Origin of the sequence: Dactylosporangium sp. CA-092794, from assembly GCF_050948465.1 — a bacterium.
In the GTDB taxonomy this organism is placed as follows: Bacteria; Actinomycetota; Actinomycetes; order Mycobacteriales; family Micromonosporaceae; genus Dactylosporangium.
This window is the reverse complement of the sequence record NZ_CP192044.1, coordinates 12474468-12490221: the sequence shown is the minus strand read 5'-3', so window position 1 is coordinate 12490221 and position 15754 is coordinate 12474468. Positions and strand designations below refer to the sequence as shown.

The 15754-nt window shown below is 72.1% G+C and carries 15 protein-coding genes; 5 read left to right on the top strand and 10 right to left on the bottom strand.

Annotated elements, in window-relative coordinates:
- The 5 genes from ggh to ACQPXD_RS54165 are packed head-to-tail and all read right to left on the bottom strand — an operon-like array spanning position 1 to position 5527.
- Positions 1-1338, bottom strand: a complete 1338-nt coding sequence (gene ggh, locus ACQPXD_RS54185) for a glucosylglycerate hydrolase (protein ID WP_432832709.1) — start codon at positions 1336-1338, stop codon at positions 1-3.
- Positions 1335-2423: an ABC transporter ATP-binding protein gene (locus ACQPXD_RS54180; RefSeq protein ID WP_432832707.1), complete on the bottom strand. Its 1089-nt coding sequence runs from the start codon at positions 2421-2423 to the stop codon at positions 1335-1337. Before ACQPXD_RS54180 ends, ggh begins: the two co-directional genes overlap by 4 nt.
- A gap of 31 nt (positions 2424-2454) precedes the next feature.
- The gene (locus tag ACQPXD_RS54175) at positions 2455-3270 is read right to left on the bottom strand and encodes a carbohydrate ABC transporter permease (RefSeq protein ID WP_432832705.1); all 816 of its coding nucleotides are present in this window, start codon (positions 3268-3270) and stop codon (positions 2455-2457) included.
- Entirely contained in the window at positions 3267-4220 is a 954-nt protein-coding gene (locus ACQPXD_RS54170) for a carbohydrate ABC transporter permease (protein ID WP_432832703.1), read from the bottom strand. The genes ACQPXD_RS54175 and ACQPXD_RS54170 overlap by 4 nt, the downstream gene beginning before the upstream one ends.
- Positions 4175-5527 (bottom strand): ABC transporter substrate-binding protein, encoded by a 1353-nt coding sequence (locus ACQPXD_RS54165; RefSeq protein ID WP_432832701.1) that lies wholly within the window; start codon positions 5525-5527, stop codon positions 4175-4177. Before ACQPXD_RS54165 ends, ACQPXD_RS54170 begins: the two co-directional genes overlap by 46 nt.
- A gap of 100 nt (positions 5528-5627) precedes the next feature.
- Here ACQPXD_RS54165 and ACQPXD_RS54160 point away from each other — a divergent pair, with 100 nt between their 5' ends.
- Both ACQPXD_RS54160 and ACQPXD_RS54155 read left to right on the top strand, forming a co-directional pair.
- Positions 5628-6827 carry an ROK family protein gene (locus ACQPXD_RS54160; protein WP_432832699.1) on the top strand — a complete coding sequence of 400 codons (1200 nt, stop codon included), beginning with the start codon at positions 5628-5630 and terminating at the stop codon, positions 6825-6827.
- A 219-nt stretch (positions 6828-7046) separates the two neighbouring features.
- Positions 7047-8678 carry an SseB family protein gene (locus ACQPXD_RS54155; protein WP_432832697.1) on the top strand — a complete coding sequence of 544 codons (1632 nt, stop codon included), beginning with the start codon at positions 7047-7049 and terminating at the stop codon, positions 8676-8678.
- Positions 8679-8751: 73 nt separating this feature from the next.
- Here ACQPXD_RS54155 and ACQPXD_RS54150 read toward each other — a convergent pair whose 3' ends face one another.
- A complete protein-coding gene (locus ACQPXD_RS54150; protein ID WP_432832695.1) occupies positions 8752-9474 on the bottom strand; it encodes an IclR family transcriptional regulator domain-containing protein in 723 nt (240 codons plus the stop codon).
- Between the two features lie 167 nt (positions 9475-9641).
- Entirely contained in the window at positions 9642-10175 is a 534-nt protein-coding gene (locus ACQPXD_RS54145) for a hypothetical protein (protein WP_432832693.1), read from the bottom strand.
- A gap of 588 nt (positions 10176-10763) precedes the next feature.
- Between ACQPXD_RS54145 and ACQPXD_RS54140 the strand changes: the two genes are divergently transcribed.
- On the top strand, positions 10764-12020 hold the full coding sequence (locus ACQPXD_RS54140; protein ID WP_432832691.1) for a MinD/ParA family ATP-binding protein: 1257 nt from the start codon (positions 10764-10766) through the stop codon (positions 12018-12020).
- Between the two features lie 2 nt (positions 12021-12022).
- Here ACQPXD_RS54140 and ACQPXD_RS54135 read toward each other — a convergent pair whose 3' ends face one another.
- The gene (locus ACQPXD_RS54135) at positions 12023-12892 is read right to left on the bottom strand and encodes a hypothetical protein (protein ID WP_432832689.1); all 870 of its coding nucleotides are present in this window, start codon (positions 12890-12892) and stop codon (positions 12023-12025) included.
- A gap of 100 nt (positions 12893-12992) precedes the next feature.
- A complete protein-coding gene (locus ACQPXD_RS54130) occupies positions 12993-13448 on the bottom strand; it encodes a hypothetical protein (protein ID WP_432832687.1) in 456 nt (151 codons plus the stop codon).
- A gap of 196 nt (positions 13449-13644) precedes the next feature.
- Between ACQPXD_RS54130 and ACQPXD_RS54125 the strand changes: the two genes are divergently transcribed.
- Positions 13645-14334 carry a hypothetical protein gene (locus ACQPXD_RS54125; protein WP_432832685.1) on the top strand — a complete coding sequence of 230 codons (690 nt, stop codon included), beginning with the start codon at positions 13645-13647 and terminating at the stop codon, positions 14332-14334.
- Between the two features lie 62 nt (positions 14335-14396).
- Here the strand turns inward: ACQPXD_RS54125 and ACQPXD_RS54120 are convergent, their stop codons facing one another.
- Entirely contained in the window at positions 14397-14765 is a 369-nt protein-coding gene (locus ACQPXD_RS54120; protein ID WP_432832684.1) for a VOC family protein, read from the bottom strand.
- Positions 14766-14886: 121 nt separating this feature from the next.
- Between ACQPXD_RS54120 and ACQPXD_RS54115 the strand changes: the two genes are divergently transcribed.
- Entirely contained in the window at positions 14887-15477 is a 591-nt protein-coding gene (locus tag ACQPXD_RS54115; protein WP_432832682.1) for a TetR/AcrR family transcriptional regulator, read from the top strand.
- The last annotated feature ends 277 nt before the right edge of the window (positions 15478-15754 follow it).

The window sequence follows — 15754 nt, the reverse complement described above, 5'->3', positions numbered from 1 at the left end:
TCAGTCCGCGGCCAGGAGCCAGTCCAGTGCCACGGCGGCGGTCCACGACTGGTGTGCGCTACCGAGCGCTTCCCCGGTGAAGGGCTCGTAGTACTCACCGAACGCGAGGTCGGAAAGCTGCCGCAGTGCCTCGGCCCGGATCTTTGTGGCCAGGCCGGTCGCTCCGTGGCGCCGCAGGGCCCACCACAGCAGCCAGTTCAGGAACGGCCACTGTGGACCACGCCAGTAGGTGCGGGCCTGGAACCCGGGGTACGCCGGCGCCGTCGAGGGCGGTACCGCATAGAGCAGATCCGGGTGGCCGCACCATTGCGGCCCGGTCAGCAGGTCGAGCTGGTGCGCTGTGACGGCCGGATCGCCGCCGCACAGCAACGGTGCGAAGCCGCCGACGCTCAGCACCTCGAAGCGCTCCCCGGTTCGCACGTCCTCGTCGCGGGCGAGCCCGGTCTGCGGCGATACCGCCGACAGCACACCGGCCCGGAACCTCGCCGCAAGCTCACGCAGCTCGTCCGCCTCGGCCCGCCGGCCGAACTCGTCGCCCAGCTCGGCGAGCACCTCGCTGGCCAGCGCCGCGACCCCCGACATGAACACGTCCGTCACGCGGAAGTCGACGGTCTCGCGGACGGCGTCGTCGTCGTAGCGCGCCTCGTGCATCTGGTGCATCAGCCAGAGATAGCGCTGGTACTCCTCGTCGGTGGGCCGCTGCCCGGCGTCGGCGACGTGCTGGAGATCGTGGCGGCGGTCGACGGGCATGTGCGCGCCCGGCACCACGGCGGAGTACGCCCGGTCCCACCGGGGCGAGTTGTCCATGCCGGACTCCCAGCCGTGGAAAATCTCGAGGAGTCCGCGCCGGGACGGGTCCCGCGCCGTTGCCAGCCATCGGTGCCAGGCCAGCCATTGGTCGAACGTCTCGGCGGCGAAGCGCTCGGCCAGCTCCCGGTCGGCGCCGCCGTTGCGCCGGCCGGCGTCGAGCACGCGGCGCACCGCGATGGCGTGCACCGGAGGCTGGCAGATGCCGGAGGTCTGCACGCCGGCCGGTGCGGCGGCGGCCACCCCGCAGTCCCACACGTCCGGGCCGGGAAAGTACCCCTGGTCCGGTCCGAAGACGATGTGCGGCAGCATGCCGGTGCGCCACTGGGCGCGCAGCAGCGTGCGGAGCTCGGCGATGGCCCGCGGCACCGACAGCGTCGCCAGGCCGATCGCCACGAAGGCGGCGTCCCAGCTCCACAGGTGCGGATACAGCTGCGGTGCCGCGGTGGTCAGCTCGCCGGTGTCGTTGCCGCGCAGGATGTACGCCGCGCGGGCGGCCAGGGTCTCCGGTGACACGCTGGTCGTCGTCATGCCGCCGCCAGGACGAGGCCGGTCTCGGGGTCGTAGAACCGCAGGCTCTGCGCCGGCGGCCGCAGCCACACCTCGGTGTCCGGCTCGGCCTGGAACGCCGCCGGCGCCTGCACCTTCAGCTCGTGCCCGGACAGGCGCACGGTGAGCAGCACCGCGGCGCCGGTCGGCTCGACCACGTCGACGCGGGCGGCCAGCCAGCCGTCCCGGGCCGAGGTCACGACCTCGAGATTCTCCGCTCTGACGCCGACGAGGATGTTTTGGCCGTCGTACCCGCCGAGCCGCTCCGGTGCGGCCAGCGCCTGATCGCCGACCCGCAGCTGGGGGCCGGAGCCGTTGACCCGGACCGTCGCCGGGAAGAAGTTCATCGGCGGTGCGCCGAGGAAGCCGCCGACGAACCGCTCGCTCGGCCGGTCGTAGACCTCGACCGGCGGGCCGAGCTGTGCGATGCGCCCGGTGCGCATGACGGCGACCCGATCGCCGAGCGACATCGCCTCGGCCTGGTCGTGGGTCACGTAGAGGGTCGTCGCGCCGACGCGGCGCACGATCTTCTTGAGCTCGGCCCGGAACTGCAGGCGCAGCAGGGCGTCCAGATTGGACAGTGGCTCGTCCATGAGCAGGACGCCGGCGTTGACGACGATGGCCCGGGCGACCGCGACCCGCTGCCGCTGGCCGCCGGAGAGCTGGGCGGGGTACCGGTCGAGATAGTCGGTCAGCTCGAGCACCTCGGCCGCCTCGCGGACACGGCGCTCGACCTCGGCCTTGGGCACCTTGCGCATGCTCAGGCCGAAGCCGATGTTCTGCCGGACCCGCAGGTGGGGGAAGATGGCGTACGACTGGAAGACCATCGACAGGTCGCGGTTGCGGGCCGGCAGGTCGGTGACGTCGCGGCCGCCGATGGTGATGGTCCCGCTGTCGGGGCTCTCCAGGCCGGCGACCATCCGCAGCAGGGTGGTCTTGCCGCAGCCGCTCGGCCCGACCAGCACCAGAAACTCGCCGTCGGCGACGGTCAGGCTGATGTCGTCGGTCGCCCGGGCGGTCGCGCCGGGGTAGGTCTTCACCAGGCGGTCGATCACGATGTCGGCCATGTGCGGCTCCCCGTGTGCAACGGTGTAGTGGTCATCGAAGCGTCGTCCCCCACATGTTGAGCAGGTACTTGCGCATCACGGCGATGAACAGCAGGGCGGGCAGCACGAGCGCGAAGCCGCCGGCGAAGCGGTAGGCCAGTGGCGAGTCGCCGAGCGTCGAGAGCACCTGAGCGGGCAGCGTGCGCTGGTTGAGGGTGAGCACGGCGGCGCCGAGCACCTCGTTCCAGGACATGACGAACGCGAACATGGCGGCGGCGGCGACGCCCGGCAGCGCCTGGGGCATGACCACGCGCACGAATGCCTGTACCGGCGTGGCACCGAAGATCACCGCCGCCTCCTCGTGGTCGCGGGGCACCGAGACGAAGATGGCGGCAGTGATGAGCACCGTGGTGGGCAGGGACAGCGCGGTGTGCAGCAGCGTCACCGCGTAGGTGGTGTCGTAGAGGCCCGCGTTGAGGAACACCTGGGCCAGCGGCACCGACAGCACCACGATCGGCAGCGCCCGGGTCAGCAGCAGGAACAGCTGATACGGCCCGCGCCCGCGGAAGGTGTAGCGGGCCAGGGCGTAACCGGCGGGCACGCCGATGAGCAGCGCCAGCACGACAGTGGTGAAGCCGACGATCAGGGAGTTGATGAATGCGCCGACGACGCCGGTGGATGACAGGAAGGTCCGCAGCGTTTCGGTGGAGACGTCGGTCGGCAGCAGCGCGAGCGGGAAGCGGTTGAGCGACTCCCGGCTCGACAGCGCGGCCAACGCGATGAGATAGATCGGTACACCCATGAACAGCGTCACGGCGATGCATGCCGCCTGCAGCAGGAACGCGCGGCGGCGCCGGCGGGCCGTCATCGGGCCTCCTCTCCGGCCGGCGTCCGCAGCAGGCGGAGGTAGGCGACCGACGTCGCCAGCGACACCAGCAGCACGACGAGGGCGATGGCGGCCGCCACGTGCGGGTTCTGCAGGTTGCTGTACCACTGGTAGGTCTCCCCGACGAGGACGGGGAAGTCCCGGCCGGCGAGCGCCTGGGCGACCGCGAACGTCTGCAGCGCCAGGATCGTCCGCAGGATCATGGCGACCTGCAGGCTCGGCCGCAGCTGCGGCAGGATGACGTGGCGCAGCCGCTGCCAATAGGTCGCGCCGAAGACCGAGGCGGCCTCGTCGTAGTCCTTCGGGATGTTCTGCATGCCGGCCACCACGATGACGAACACCAGGGACGTGGCCCGCCACAGTTCGGCGACGACCACGGCGAGGAAGATGGTCGGCTTGTGCTGGAACGACAGCCAGGCATAGCCGGAAACGCCCAGCCGGTCGAGCGCGGAGTTGAGGTAGCCGCGGTCGGTGAAGACCGACAGCCAGACGAGACCGGCGGCGAGATCGCTGATGGCCAGCGGAATGACCCACACGTAGAAGTGGAAGCCGCTGAACCGGGGCCGCTCCCGCAGCAGCAGCGCCATGGCGATGGCGAAGACGAACTGCAGCGGGATCAGCACGACGATGAGCAGCAACGTGTACCGGACCGCCGGCCAGAAGTACGGATCGTCGACCATCCGGCGCAGGTACGACAGCGTCACACCATTGCCGCCGACGAACGCCTGGCCGATGCCGACCACCACGGGCCAGGCGAACAGGGCCGTCAGGTAGACCAGCGACGGGGCGATGAGCAGCAGCGGCGCCGTGGTGATCCGGCCGCGTCGCCTGGTCGCCGGCCCGCTCGGGCCGGCGACCTTCACGCGGGGCTCGGCGGTGACCGCCATCATGCCGCCCGGCAGGCGGCGGCCGCCGGGTCCGGCTTCCAGCACGGCACCTTGACCTCGTCCAGAATCGCGTTGAGCTGTTTGGCCTGGTTGTCGAGGACCGGCTGGACCGGCTTGCCGTCGATGCAGACCTGCTTGAACGTGTCCTTGAAGATCTGCGAGACCTCGCCGTCCTTCGAGCCCAGCCCGACCGGCGGCAGCGAGACGATCGCGGCGGTGTCGTTCTGCTGCTTCTGTACCGCCGCGGCCTCCAGGGCGATCGCGGGCGGCAGATCGCCCGGCAGGGTGGCCTTGACGACGGGGAAGAAGGCGTTGTCCCGCAGCACGTCGAGCTGCGTGTCGGCGACGGACAGCGCCTTGATGACCTCCTTGGCCTTGTCGACGTCGGGTGCACCGCGCGGAATCGCCAGCCCGGCCACCACGAGCAGGTAGCCGAGGCCCTTGGGCCCGCTCGGCGCCGGCAGCATGAGCCAGTCGTCGGGCTTGTCCTTCGGCGCGTCGGCCAGCCGGGCGACGTGGTCCCAGGCCATCAGCACTTCGCCGCGCTGCAGCGGCTCCTGCATGGAGTCGTAGTTGGTGGACGCCGGCGCCGTCACGGCCCAGAGGTCCTTCATGTAGGTCCACGCCTGCGCGGCCTCGGGGCTGCGGAACGTGGTGATCTGGCCGCCGGTGAAGCTCGGCAGCAGGAAGCCCTGGAAGAAGCGGTGGTAGAGGCCCTTCGGCCCGGCGGGCAGGCCGAACACCGGCTTGCCGCCGTTGCCCTGGCGGGCGGCGGTCGCCCAGGAGAGCAGCTGATCGTAGGTGAGGCGCTGCGGGTCGACGCCCGAGGGCAGCCACTGCGTGGCCTTCTTGTGCACCGCGAGCACGTAGGAGGCCTGCATCCAGGGGATGTACTTGGTGGTGCCGCCGCCGAGCTTGCCGAGCGCCATCAACTCCGGGTCGATGCCGCGATCGGTGAGGGCGGACGCGATGTCGTCAAGGTCGAGCAGCCGTCCGGCGTGCGGGGCGAGGTCGCCGTGCACGCCGCCCACCAGGCTGATCTGCACCTTGCCGGCGTCCACCTGCGACTGCAGGGTGGAGGCGAACACGCCGGCGTCGACGGGGTTGTACGCGACCTTGGCGGCGGTCACGCGCTTGCCGAGGATCTTCTCGAACCGCTGTCGCTCCTCGACCGGAGTGAATTGGGTGCACAGGAAGTTCACCGTTCCGCTTTCGCCGCTGGCGCCGCTGGTCGAGACGCCGCCACAGGCGGCCAGCGCGGGCCCCGCTAAGGCACCGAGCCCCACGCCCAGACCGGCGCGGAGCATGATTCGGCGGCTGATCACAGGCCGGTTCGGGGTACCGTTCGTCATCGCCACTCCCGAAAGCTGGTTGAGTTTTGTAAAGTCATCTTTTGTAAAGCGGGCTGACGTAAGTGCACTCTCCGGTAACACGCTTGTCAAGAGGTCGTCGATGAATGGCACAGCTGATCTCGATGGGATCACGCGCACGCCGGGCGCCAGCCCGGGTCACCTGCTCGCACTGATCAGGTCGGCCCCGGCCTGGACCCGGCAACAGTTGCTGGACGCCACGGGCATGTCCCGGCCGACCCTGCTGGAGCGCATGTCGCCGCTGTTCGCCGCCGGACTGGCCCGGGAGGCGGGCACGACCGCGTCCGTCGGTGGCCGCCCGGCGCAGCTGATCAGCTTCGACGACCGCCACCTCGCCGTGCTCACGTTCGACGTCGGGCACACCCAGGGCCGGGTGAGCCTGACCGGGGTACACGGCCGCGAGCTGCGCTCGAGCCGCTGCCAGCTGGACATCACCGGCACGCCGCCGGATCAGGTGCTGCGCCGGCTCACCGCGCTCGCCGGCAAGCTCACAGCGGACCGGACCGGCGACCGGATCATCGGCATCGGCGTGGGACTGCCGGGCCCGATCACGCCGGCGACCGGCCTGCCCGGGCCGACACCGATCATGCCCGGCTGGGACGCGTACCCGGTCGTGGATCGGTTGCGCGAGCACTGGGACGTGCCGATGGTGCTGGAGAACGACGCCCGGGCCGTGGTATTCGGCGAGGCGACGCTGCACGGCGGCGAGACACTGCTCGGCATCAAGTGGGCCACCGGCATCGGTGCCGGCCTGATCGCCGACGGTCGCAGCATCGCCGGCGACGACGGCGCCGCCGGGGACATCGGCCACATCAAGCTGACCACCTCCGGACCCGCCTGCCGGTGCGGGCGGCGGGGCTGTCTCGCCGCGTACGCCTCCGGCCACGCGCTGCTCGGCCAGCTCGCCGATCACGGTGTGACCCACCTGGACGACCTGGTGCGCCGGGCCGGCGAGCGGGACATCGGCCGGCGCCTGGACGACGCGGCCCGCAAGGTCGGGACCGTGCTGGCGTCGCTCATCGCGATGGCCAATCCGCGCACCCTCGTCCTCGGCGGTACCATCGGCGCGCTGCCACGCGTCCTTGACGCGGTCTCGACCCGCGTGCGCGAGGTCGCACTCGATCGCAGCACCAACGAACTGCGGATCGTGACCAGCTCGCTCGGCGAGCGGGCCGGCACGGTCGGCCTGGTGCACCTCGTCGTCTCCCGGGTGCTCGCGCCCGACGCCGTTGACCAGACGCTCGCCGACCGGCATGGCTTGTTCGGCCTGCCGGTCAGCTGAGCGTCGGGCACCGATGGCGGCCGGGCGGCGTGCCGCGGTCCTCGCCGGACGCCCCGGGCCCGGCACCGTGCCGAAGCCGTTCCATGCGCCGCACTGTAGTGTATGACGTATGTTGGTTCAACCCTCCGGATGATATCGATCATTCGGCCTCTTGCCGCTGGCGCGGCGCTCATGTTCTCGTACACAATGGGCTGTCCAGTCCGGACGGAGGAGCCGGCGATGCAACCAAAGGGGCAGTGGCGGCCGGCCACGCAAACCGAGGACGCGCTGTTGCGGGCGGTCGCCGATGACGATCGTGACCGCTACTTCCAGGTGCTCGCCGACGTGAACCTCCTGGTGCTCGTGCACCCGGCCAGCGACGGCAAGGCGGCCGAACCGCAGTGGCTGACCCGCAACGACGACGGACGAACGTCGCTTGTCGCATTCACCTCCCGGGCGGCGATGGCGGTCCACGGCTCGACCCGGCCGCACGTCATCCTCGGCCTGGAGCAGCTCGCCGGGGTCTGGCCGGATCCGGCCTGGGGACTCATCGTCGACCCCGGCCTGCCGATCGCCAGCCGTCTGCCCGGCTGGCTGGTGGCCCGGCTCGGCACGGGCGCACCGCCGGATCTGGGGTCCGAGCGCGTCCGCGCATCGGACGCCGGGCCCGACTTCCGTCCGGCGAACCTGACCGAGCAGGCCCTGGTCGATGCTGTGCGGGAGGACGACTCGCTGCAGTTCCTCAAGGTCGTCGCCGGAGCCACCGTGCTCGTGGCGGTCGACGCGGCGACACCGGCGGACGCCGCGCCCGGCGACCACGACTTCGGGTGGCGCATCGAGGAGTACGGCGAGCCGAGCATCCTGGTCTTCACCTCGGCCGAGACGCTGGCCAACCATCTCGGGCCGGACACGCCGGCGAGCCGCGTGCCGATGAGTGACGTGTTGCAGCACTGGCCGCACGGCCCGGTGTCGCTCGTGGTCAACGCCGGCTCACCGATCGCGGCCCGGCTGCCCGCCCAACGGGTCGCGCTGCTCGCGTCCCGAATCCTCGACGTGACGGACCTGTTCCTGCCCAGCCCCTCGCCCGCGCCGCCGCCGATCCTGCAGAAAGTGCTGGCCCACAACCAGGTGCCGCTGTATCTCGACGACGGCCACGGCCGCGTCGGCGGCTTGTTCCATCATCTCGACGACGTCGCCGCCCTGAGCATCGCCGAGCTGGCCGACCTCCCCGGCTTCGCCCCGGTGGACTGGATCACCGACCCGGACGACGGTTCGATCCACGTCGTCCGCTGGCCGGCTTTCTGCCCGCAGCTGTACCGGCCGGTGCCGGCGTCCGAGCCGCCGGCGCTCGTCGGATCCGGCATCCTGCTGCCGCATCGGGCGCAGTTGCTGCGGATCTGGCCGGACGGGTACGAGTCGCTGGTCGGCGAGTACGACGCGCGAGAGCGGTGCTGGCAGCCCGAGCGTGGGCCGTCGATCGATCCTTACCGCGGTGAACTGCGCGACGGCTACCTGGCTGCCTGGGACGGGCACGAGTATCTGGCCTGGCCGTCGCCGGACGGCGTCCACCTCGACGCTGCCCTGACGCCCGGCGGGGAAGTGGACCACCCGAGCGACCCGATAAAACTCGACGAACTCGACACGCTGCGGTATCGCCGGACGATCGGAACCTGGCGCGGCGAGCGGTTCGTCGTGATCGGCGCTCACGGTGACTGGCTCCGGCTGGAGCTGGACCGTGACGAGCCGGCCTTGGCGGCGGAGCTGGGCCTGGAGGAGTTCGACCATCGGGTGTTCCAGACCTGGGCGGCCCGCGACGACGTCGACATCACCGAACAGCTGGTCGGCGAGGCGCTGCCCTCGTACTTCGACTGACCGCGCGGCCGGTGCCGGCTCAGCCGCGTGCGGCGACGGCTGCCGGCTCAGCCGCGCGGCGAGGCCTGCCGGCTCAGCCGCGGGCGGCGAGGCCGTAGGAGATGTTGAGGGCGGTCTGCACCAACTCCCGGCGATACGTGGTGCGCAGGGTGCCCACCGTCACCCGGGCGGCGTCGTCGGACACCGCGACGGCCGCGACCACGCGGCCGGTCACGTCCCGCACCGGCGCGGCCACCGAACGCTGGCCCGCCACCAGCTCCTCGTCGACCAGCGCGAATCCCTGCCGCCGCACGTCGCCGATCACCTCGCGCAGCCGATCGGGCTCCCAGCGGTCCCGGTCCGCGGCCTCGAGCTGCTCCTCGAGGGCCTCGCCGGCCAGCCCGGCCAGCAGCACGCGGCCCATCGACGTGGCGAAGGCCGGCGTCCGGGCGCCGACCGACACGCTCACCGTCCGCTGCGTCTGGGCCCGGGCGACGTAGAGAATGTCGGAGCCGTCCAGCACGGCCATCGAGCACGACGCCTTCAACCGCTCGGACAGCCGGACGAGGTGCTCCCGGGCGACCACGGGGATGGACGCCGACGACAGGTATGCGTAGCCGAGCTCCAACACCCGCGGCTGCAGGAAGAAGCGGCCGTCGGCGCTGCCGACATAGCCCAGCGTCCGCAGGGTGTGCAGTGACCGCCGGACCGAGGCGCGGGTCAGCCCGGTGCCCCGCGCCACGTCGGCGATGGTGAGCCGGCCGGACGTGCCGGTGAAGCTGCGGATCACGGCCAGGCCGCGGTCCAGTGACTGCACATACTCACCCGGCCAGTCGATCGTCCGGACGTCGTCGGCAGGCTTTGTGGCTTGTGCTGTCTCCGCGGCTGGCACGGCTACCCACCCTTCAACGCACGTGCGTGACTACACCATCATGCGCACGTGGGGGAGCATCTGTCACCCTGGAGCCCGTCGCACTCGCGCCGTCACTGCTCCCGGACCCGCTCCCGCAGCCGGTTCATCCAGCCCTGCGCGGTGTGTCGTGGCACGTCGTAGTGTTGCGCGACCGCCGAGACGCTCTGCGTCTGTTCGTAGACCTCGGCCAGGTCGTCGGGCATGCGGCGATAGACCCTGCCCCCGAGCGCGCTCGGCGGCACGCTCGTCTCGATCCGGGGCTTGCGCTGGCGGCGCCTGCCCTCGGCGCCCGATCCGCGCGGCTTGCCCTCGCCGGCCGGCCCCCGCGACCGGACGGGCTGCGCGGACCGGCGCGGAGCCGGCTCCTCGATCTCGGGCTCGGCCTCGGCGCCGGACTGCTCCGCCGCCTGGCGAACAGGGTTGATCGCACGCAACAGGAGGTCGAAGTCGACGTTCGGCATCCGGCCGCCGGACAGCCCGGCACCGCTGGCCGACCTGACGGTGACTTCCATGATCCGCATCTGGCCACCGTCGACGTCGACGCTGACCGTCGTCTCGGCTCCGCTGTCGTCGTCCGGGCTGATGGTGATGGTGTAAATGCTCATCGCGTCTCCCTCCAAACACACCGCCGGTCGTGGCTGTGGCCCGGACAGTGTTCGCTTAGCGCACAACCCTACAGCCAACTTGAGCCCACATCCAATCCGGTGGGCGGGCCGGAATGATGATCGCTATGACGATTTTCCGCGACGCTTGACGCATGATTGACTTGCGTCGAACAAAGCTGCGGGCAGCTCTGTGAAGGGATCACGATGGTGGCGGACAGGGACGGCAGCACCGGCCGGAAGCCCGCCGGCGGCGGAGGCGCCGCGGCCGCGCCCCACGGGGAAGCGGATGCGGACACCAACGAGGCGGCCCGGCGATCCGACCGCCTGCCGACGTCCCGCGGCGCGTCACCGGCCGGCGGACACGGGGCCGGCACCGCGGAGGCCGGCGGGTCCGAGCCCCGGCGGGCGGCTCCGCCGCGGGCCTATCCGCCGCCGCCCTCGACGACAGCGGTCATGAGGCCACCGAGCCGGGACACAGGCGGGCCCGGGACGGGCGCGGACGAGGACGACGCGCCGCGCACGGCGGTGTCCGGCGCCTCGGAAACGAGTGGGCGGCCGGGGCGGACCGAGCCCGATCCCAGCCGGCACATGGAGCTAGACCAGGAAGCGTGGCTGTCCGCGCTTGCCGGTGGCCCATCGGACACCCTGGACGACGCCGAACGGGCCTCGCCGCGCGGCGGACGCCAGGTCCGTGAACGGACCGTCTCGTCCCGGGACTCGACGGTGGAGGGCAACGGCGGGCGGGCGGAGCTTCCTCGTCAGCCGGCGAGGCTGGACGCCGCGGAGACCGCGGACCGGGACGCCGGCCCGTCGGGTGTCGCTCAGCGGTGGCTGCTCGATCCGGGCCTTCCCGTCGCTGCCGCCGAGACCGCGGCCACGAGCGCGGCCCGCGACGCGGTGCCGGCCCGCCGTGCTACGCCGGACTGGGAGGCCGAAGACGCTTGGCAGGCGGGCACCGAGGCCGGCGTGTCGCCCGTGATCGAGGTGCTGCGCACGCTGGCCGACGCCGAGGCGCGGCCGAGCGGGCGGGTGGCGATGCTCGGGCAGGCGATGCGGTCACTCGCTGCGGGGCTCGTCGATCCGGGCGCCGTGGAGGCACTCGAGCTGGAGCGCGAGTTGATCGCCTCGGTGTGCGCGCCACAGCGGCACGCGCGTGTGGTCGCGGTGATGTCCGGGCAGGGCGGCGCCGGCACCACGACCACGGCCGCGGGCATCGCGCTGACCCTCGCGGCCATGCGCCAGGACACGACCGTGCTCGCGGACGCCAGGTCCGGCACCGCGTCCCTGACCAATCGGCTCGCCGGGCGTCCGGGTCCCAGCCTGCGCGCGGTCGCGGACGGGCCCCGTTCCGCGCTGCCCTTCGTCGGCGGCGGCGGGCTGCGCAGCATCGACGGCGCACCGTCCACCGAGCCGATGGACCCCCACGACCTGCGGGCCGCCGTCGATGGACTGACCACGACCCACACGTTCACGATGCTGGACGTCGGCAACGACCTGTCCCCGGCCGGGGAGGAGGCCGTCCGGCTCGCCGACCAGGTGGTGATCGTGACCACGGCCACCGACGAAGGCCTGCAGAGTGCGCAGCTCGCCCTCGACCGGATCAGTGAGCGTGACCGCAGCGCCCGGGTGCCGGTGGTGTTCGCGGTGGTGCGGGTCCGTCCCCACGCCGACCGGCGGCTGCACAGCCGCCTCGGCCGGCTGACGGACGGTTCGGCGGAGGGGGCGCTGATTCCGTACGACCGCTACTTGAGCGGCGGCGGCCGTTTCGATCCCGCCCGGATACGACCCGCGACCCGGCGCGCGTATCTGGCGCTGGCCGCACTGGTCGCGGGCGCGGGCGCGTAGGGTCAGCCCGCCGCGAGCGCGGCAAGGGCGAGATATGCCTCCCGCGTCGCCGGGCGCAGTCGCACCGGATCCGGCAGCCCGGGCCCGTCCAGAGCGCGGTCGTAGGGCACGAGCACGAGCCGCGCCACGTCGGCGCTGAGCTCCTCGTGCAGGCGCCGCACGAGGCGGCGGTGAGCGGCCGGCTCGCGGCAGACGACCGCCACCGCCGCGGTCTCGGCCACCTCGGGGCCGCAGCGGCCGACCCGGTCCAGCGCTCTTCTCGCCCCGTCGACCGCGGCCTCGGCCGGCACGGTGACCACCACGACCCGGTCCGCCAGCCCGGCCAGAGCGCCCGCGTCGTCGCCCAGGTCCAGCACGAGGAACGTGTACCGGGCGGCGAGCGCGTCGAGGGCCCGCTCGAGGTGATACGGCGTCATCGGCGCACCGCGGGGCGCGGCGTCGACCACGGCCGGTCTCCCCTGCTGGGCGCGCGGGACCGCACGCTCGCCGCGGACGGCGAGGTCCCACGCGGTCGGCACGGCCCGCTGGACGGCAACGCCGGGCATTCGCGCGGCGAGGGAGCCCGTGCCGGTCTGCGCGTCGACGAGCACCACGGCGTCGTCGCGCAGGGCGGCCATGGTCGCGGCGATGCCGGCCGCCGTCGTCGTCGTTCCGGTCCCGCCGCTACCGGACAGCACGGCGACCACGCGGGGCCTCGGTCGGGCGGCCTGGACGGCCTCGACGAGCAGGCGCTCGACCTTGGCCGCCTCCACTTCCCCGGTGCGCGCCATGCCGAACGTCAGCATTCGCACGGCTCGGCCGATCCGCTGCGACCGCGCGATGCCGCGGCTGCGCCCCTCGGCGAGGTCACGCAGAATCAGCGCAGGGTCCACGTCAGCGCCCGGCACAAGGCGATGTCGGATACACGGAGCATGTTGGATAGTCTATGGCGTCTTCCTGGTCGTCGACGCGAGCCCGGTGGCTGCCGTCCGGTCATCGGGCCGGCGCGCCCTGCGCGAGCAGCCGCTCCCGGAGCCGGATCATCCAGCCCTGCGCGGTATGGCGGGGGACTCCGTAGTGGGCGGCGACGGCGTTGACGCTCCGGGCCTGCGTGTAGACCTCGGCCAGGTCGTCGGGCATTCGCCGGTAGGCCCGGGTGGGCAAGGGCGCCGCACCGGCCCGGGTCACCACCGCCGGGACCCGCCGGTAGGGCCCGCCGGCGGCGCGGCCGGCCTCGGTGTCCGACGGCCGGCGACCGGCGTCGGGAAGCACCGCACGAACCAGCATCGACAGGTCGACCGCGGTCAGATCGAGCCCGGTGAGATCGGCGCCCTCGGGTGCGCGCACGCTGAACTCGATGACCCGGCCCTCGTCGCCGTTCACCTCGACGCTGACGGTGGTCTCACCGCCGCCTTCTTCGGCGTTGATCTGGATTCTGTAGACGCTCACTGCTCATCCCTCCGGCCCGCAACGACTGGTCTGCCGGGTCCGATCCGCTCCGTGATGGTGTTCGCTTTGCGAACACACTACAACCAACAGGGGCGAGGATTCCACCTCCGGCCGGACACCGCTGAGCGCCAGACCCTTGCGGGGCGGCGTATCTCGTGTTGTCGTACAGAGGCGACTCTGGATCAGGGGGTACGAAGTGTCCGATGGCTACCTGCGGTCGTTTGCCGTGGGCCTGTCGTTCGTCGCCGTCGCCGTCGCCGGGCTCCTGCTGGCCGACCGTCCCGGCTGGCCCGCCCATGTCGTGTTCCGGGTCGGTGCGGTGCTCGCGGTGATGCTGCTCGGCGCGCTGCCGCGCGTGACGCTCGCGGCCGGCGGCCTGGCCGCGGCCGACTTCCAGGTCCGCTTCGCCGACTCCGTCGCGCGGGCCGATGTGGCGTATCGGCTGCGTGCCGCCCGCCGCTCGGTGGGCGCCATGGTGCTCGGCGTCGCGGCCGCGGGTGCGGCGTGGGCCACCTGGCTCGCGCTGCGGGGCACTCCCGGCGACCGGCTGCTCGCACTGCTGGTCGGCCTGTGCCTGCTGGTCAGGTCGCGACTGTTCGCGGACACCTGGGCCGCGCCGGCGCTGCTGCTGGTGGGCGGGGCCGTCACCGTGGTCGCTCTGGACCGGTTGGCCACCGGCCACGGCTCGCTGCCGGACCTGGCCCCGGCGATCGCCGGGATGGCGACCGGTGCGCTGCTGGGCACCGTCCAGGCCGCGCTGTCCTGGCGCGGCAGCCTCGGCCGCCCGGTGCTGCGCTGGCTCGAGGCGACCTCGGTCATCGCGTTGATCTGCGTCGCCGCGGTGTCGCTGGGCCTGGTCACCGCGGCCCGCGCCATCGCCGGCTAGCCCCCGGCGGGTAGGACCAGGCGGAGAACTCGGTCAACGGGCTCTTGGGCGCCCGGCGGTGGTCAGGCCGATCGCAGGCAGAAGGGGTGCCCGGCCGGGCTGGCGTAGACCCGGCCACCGTTCGGTGCGGCGGGGTCGACGTCGTCGGTGGGCTTCAGCCGGCGGGCGCCGGCTTCGAGCGCCAGCCTGTCCGCGGCCGCGAGGTCGTCCGTCGTCAGGTCGACATGCAGTTGCTGGGCGTTGCCCTCCGGCCAGTGCGGGGGGACGTGTCTCGGAGCCAGTTGGATCACGAATGCGGGGAACCCGTCGATGCGCAGGAAGTGGTGGGTCGGGGTCTTCGCGATCGAGCCGCCCAGCAACCGGTGCCAGAACGCGCTCTCGGCTTCCAGTTCGCCGGCGTCGATGATCACGGCGCCGAGGTTGATGTTCATGCTCGTGCTCCGTCCTGCCTGCTCGGTTTGAGGCCGTCTTCGAAGACCGTCATGAGGCGACCCGTTCAGTAAGGTGAGAGCGACTCCGGAAATGTAGCATAACCGGAGTCGGACTCATCTTATGGAGGTCGTGTTGTCGTCGTCACGTCCGTTGCGTGCTGACGCGCGGCGTAACCGCGAGTCGCTCCTGGCTGCGGCGCGGGAGGCGTTCCTCGGCGGCGAGGCCGACGCCGGAGTGGAAGAGATCGCCCGGCGAGCCGGCGTGGCGGTCGGAACGCTCTATCGCCACTTCGAGACCCGCGAAGCCCTGGTCGAGGAGGTCTATCGCCAGGAGGTCGATGAGCTGTGCGCCGCTCCCGCGGATCTGCTCGACCGGCACGCCCCGGACGAGGCCCTGCGACGCTTCCTGCTGCTGCTCGTGGAGCACGCGGCCGTCAGCAAAGGCATGGCCGTCGCACTGGAGAGCATCATGGCGACGGATTCACCGGTCTTCGACGACGCCCGCACGCAGATGGCGCACACTCTCGATCGGCTGCTCAGGGCGGGCGCGGCGGCAGGCACCATTCGTGGCGACGTCGGCGGACGCACCATGCTGCGCGCGCTGGGAGGCGTCTGCGGAATGCGCGCCACGGACGGCTGGAAGGACGAAGCCGTGCGCATCACGGCGATCCTCTTCGACGGCCTGCGGTTCGGCGCGCCCCAGCAGGGCTGAGTCGACGCACACCGGGCGCTTGGCCGCCGCGGAGCGCGGCGCAGCGACAAGAAGTCTCCGTGATCATGCACAACTCGCCAAGGCACCACCGGTTTTTCATGATCACGGAGTGCTGATGTACCCCTGGGTACCACAGTTCTCCGGGATCATGAAAAACCCGGCCCGGGGCCATTGCGAGCATCATGATCACGGAGACTTTGTGTCCGCGCGGCGGGTGCCCCACCCCCGAATGGGCCGCGACCCGGTGGTCAGCCATGGCTCAGGCGCCCGCCGCGTC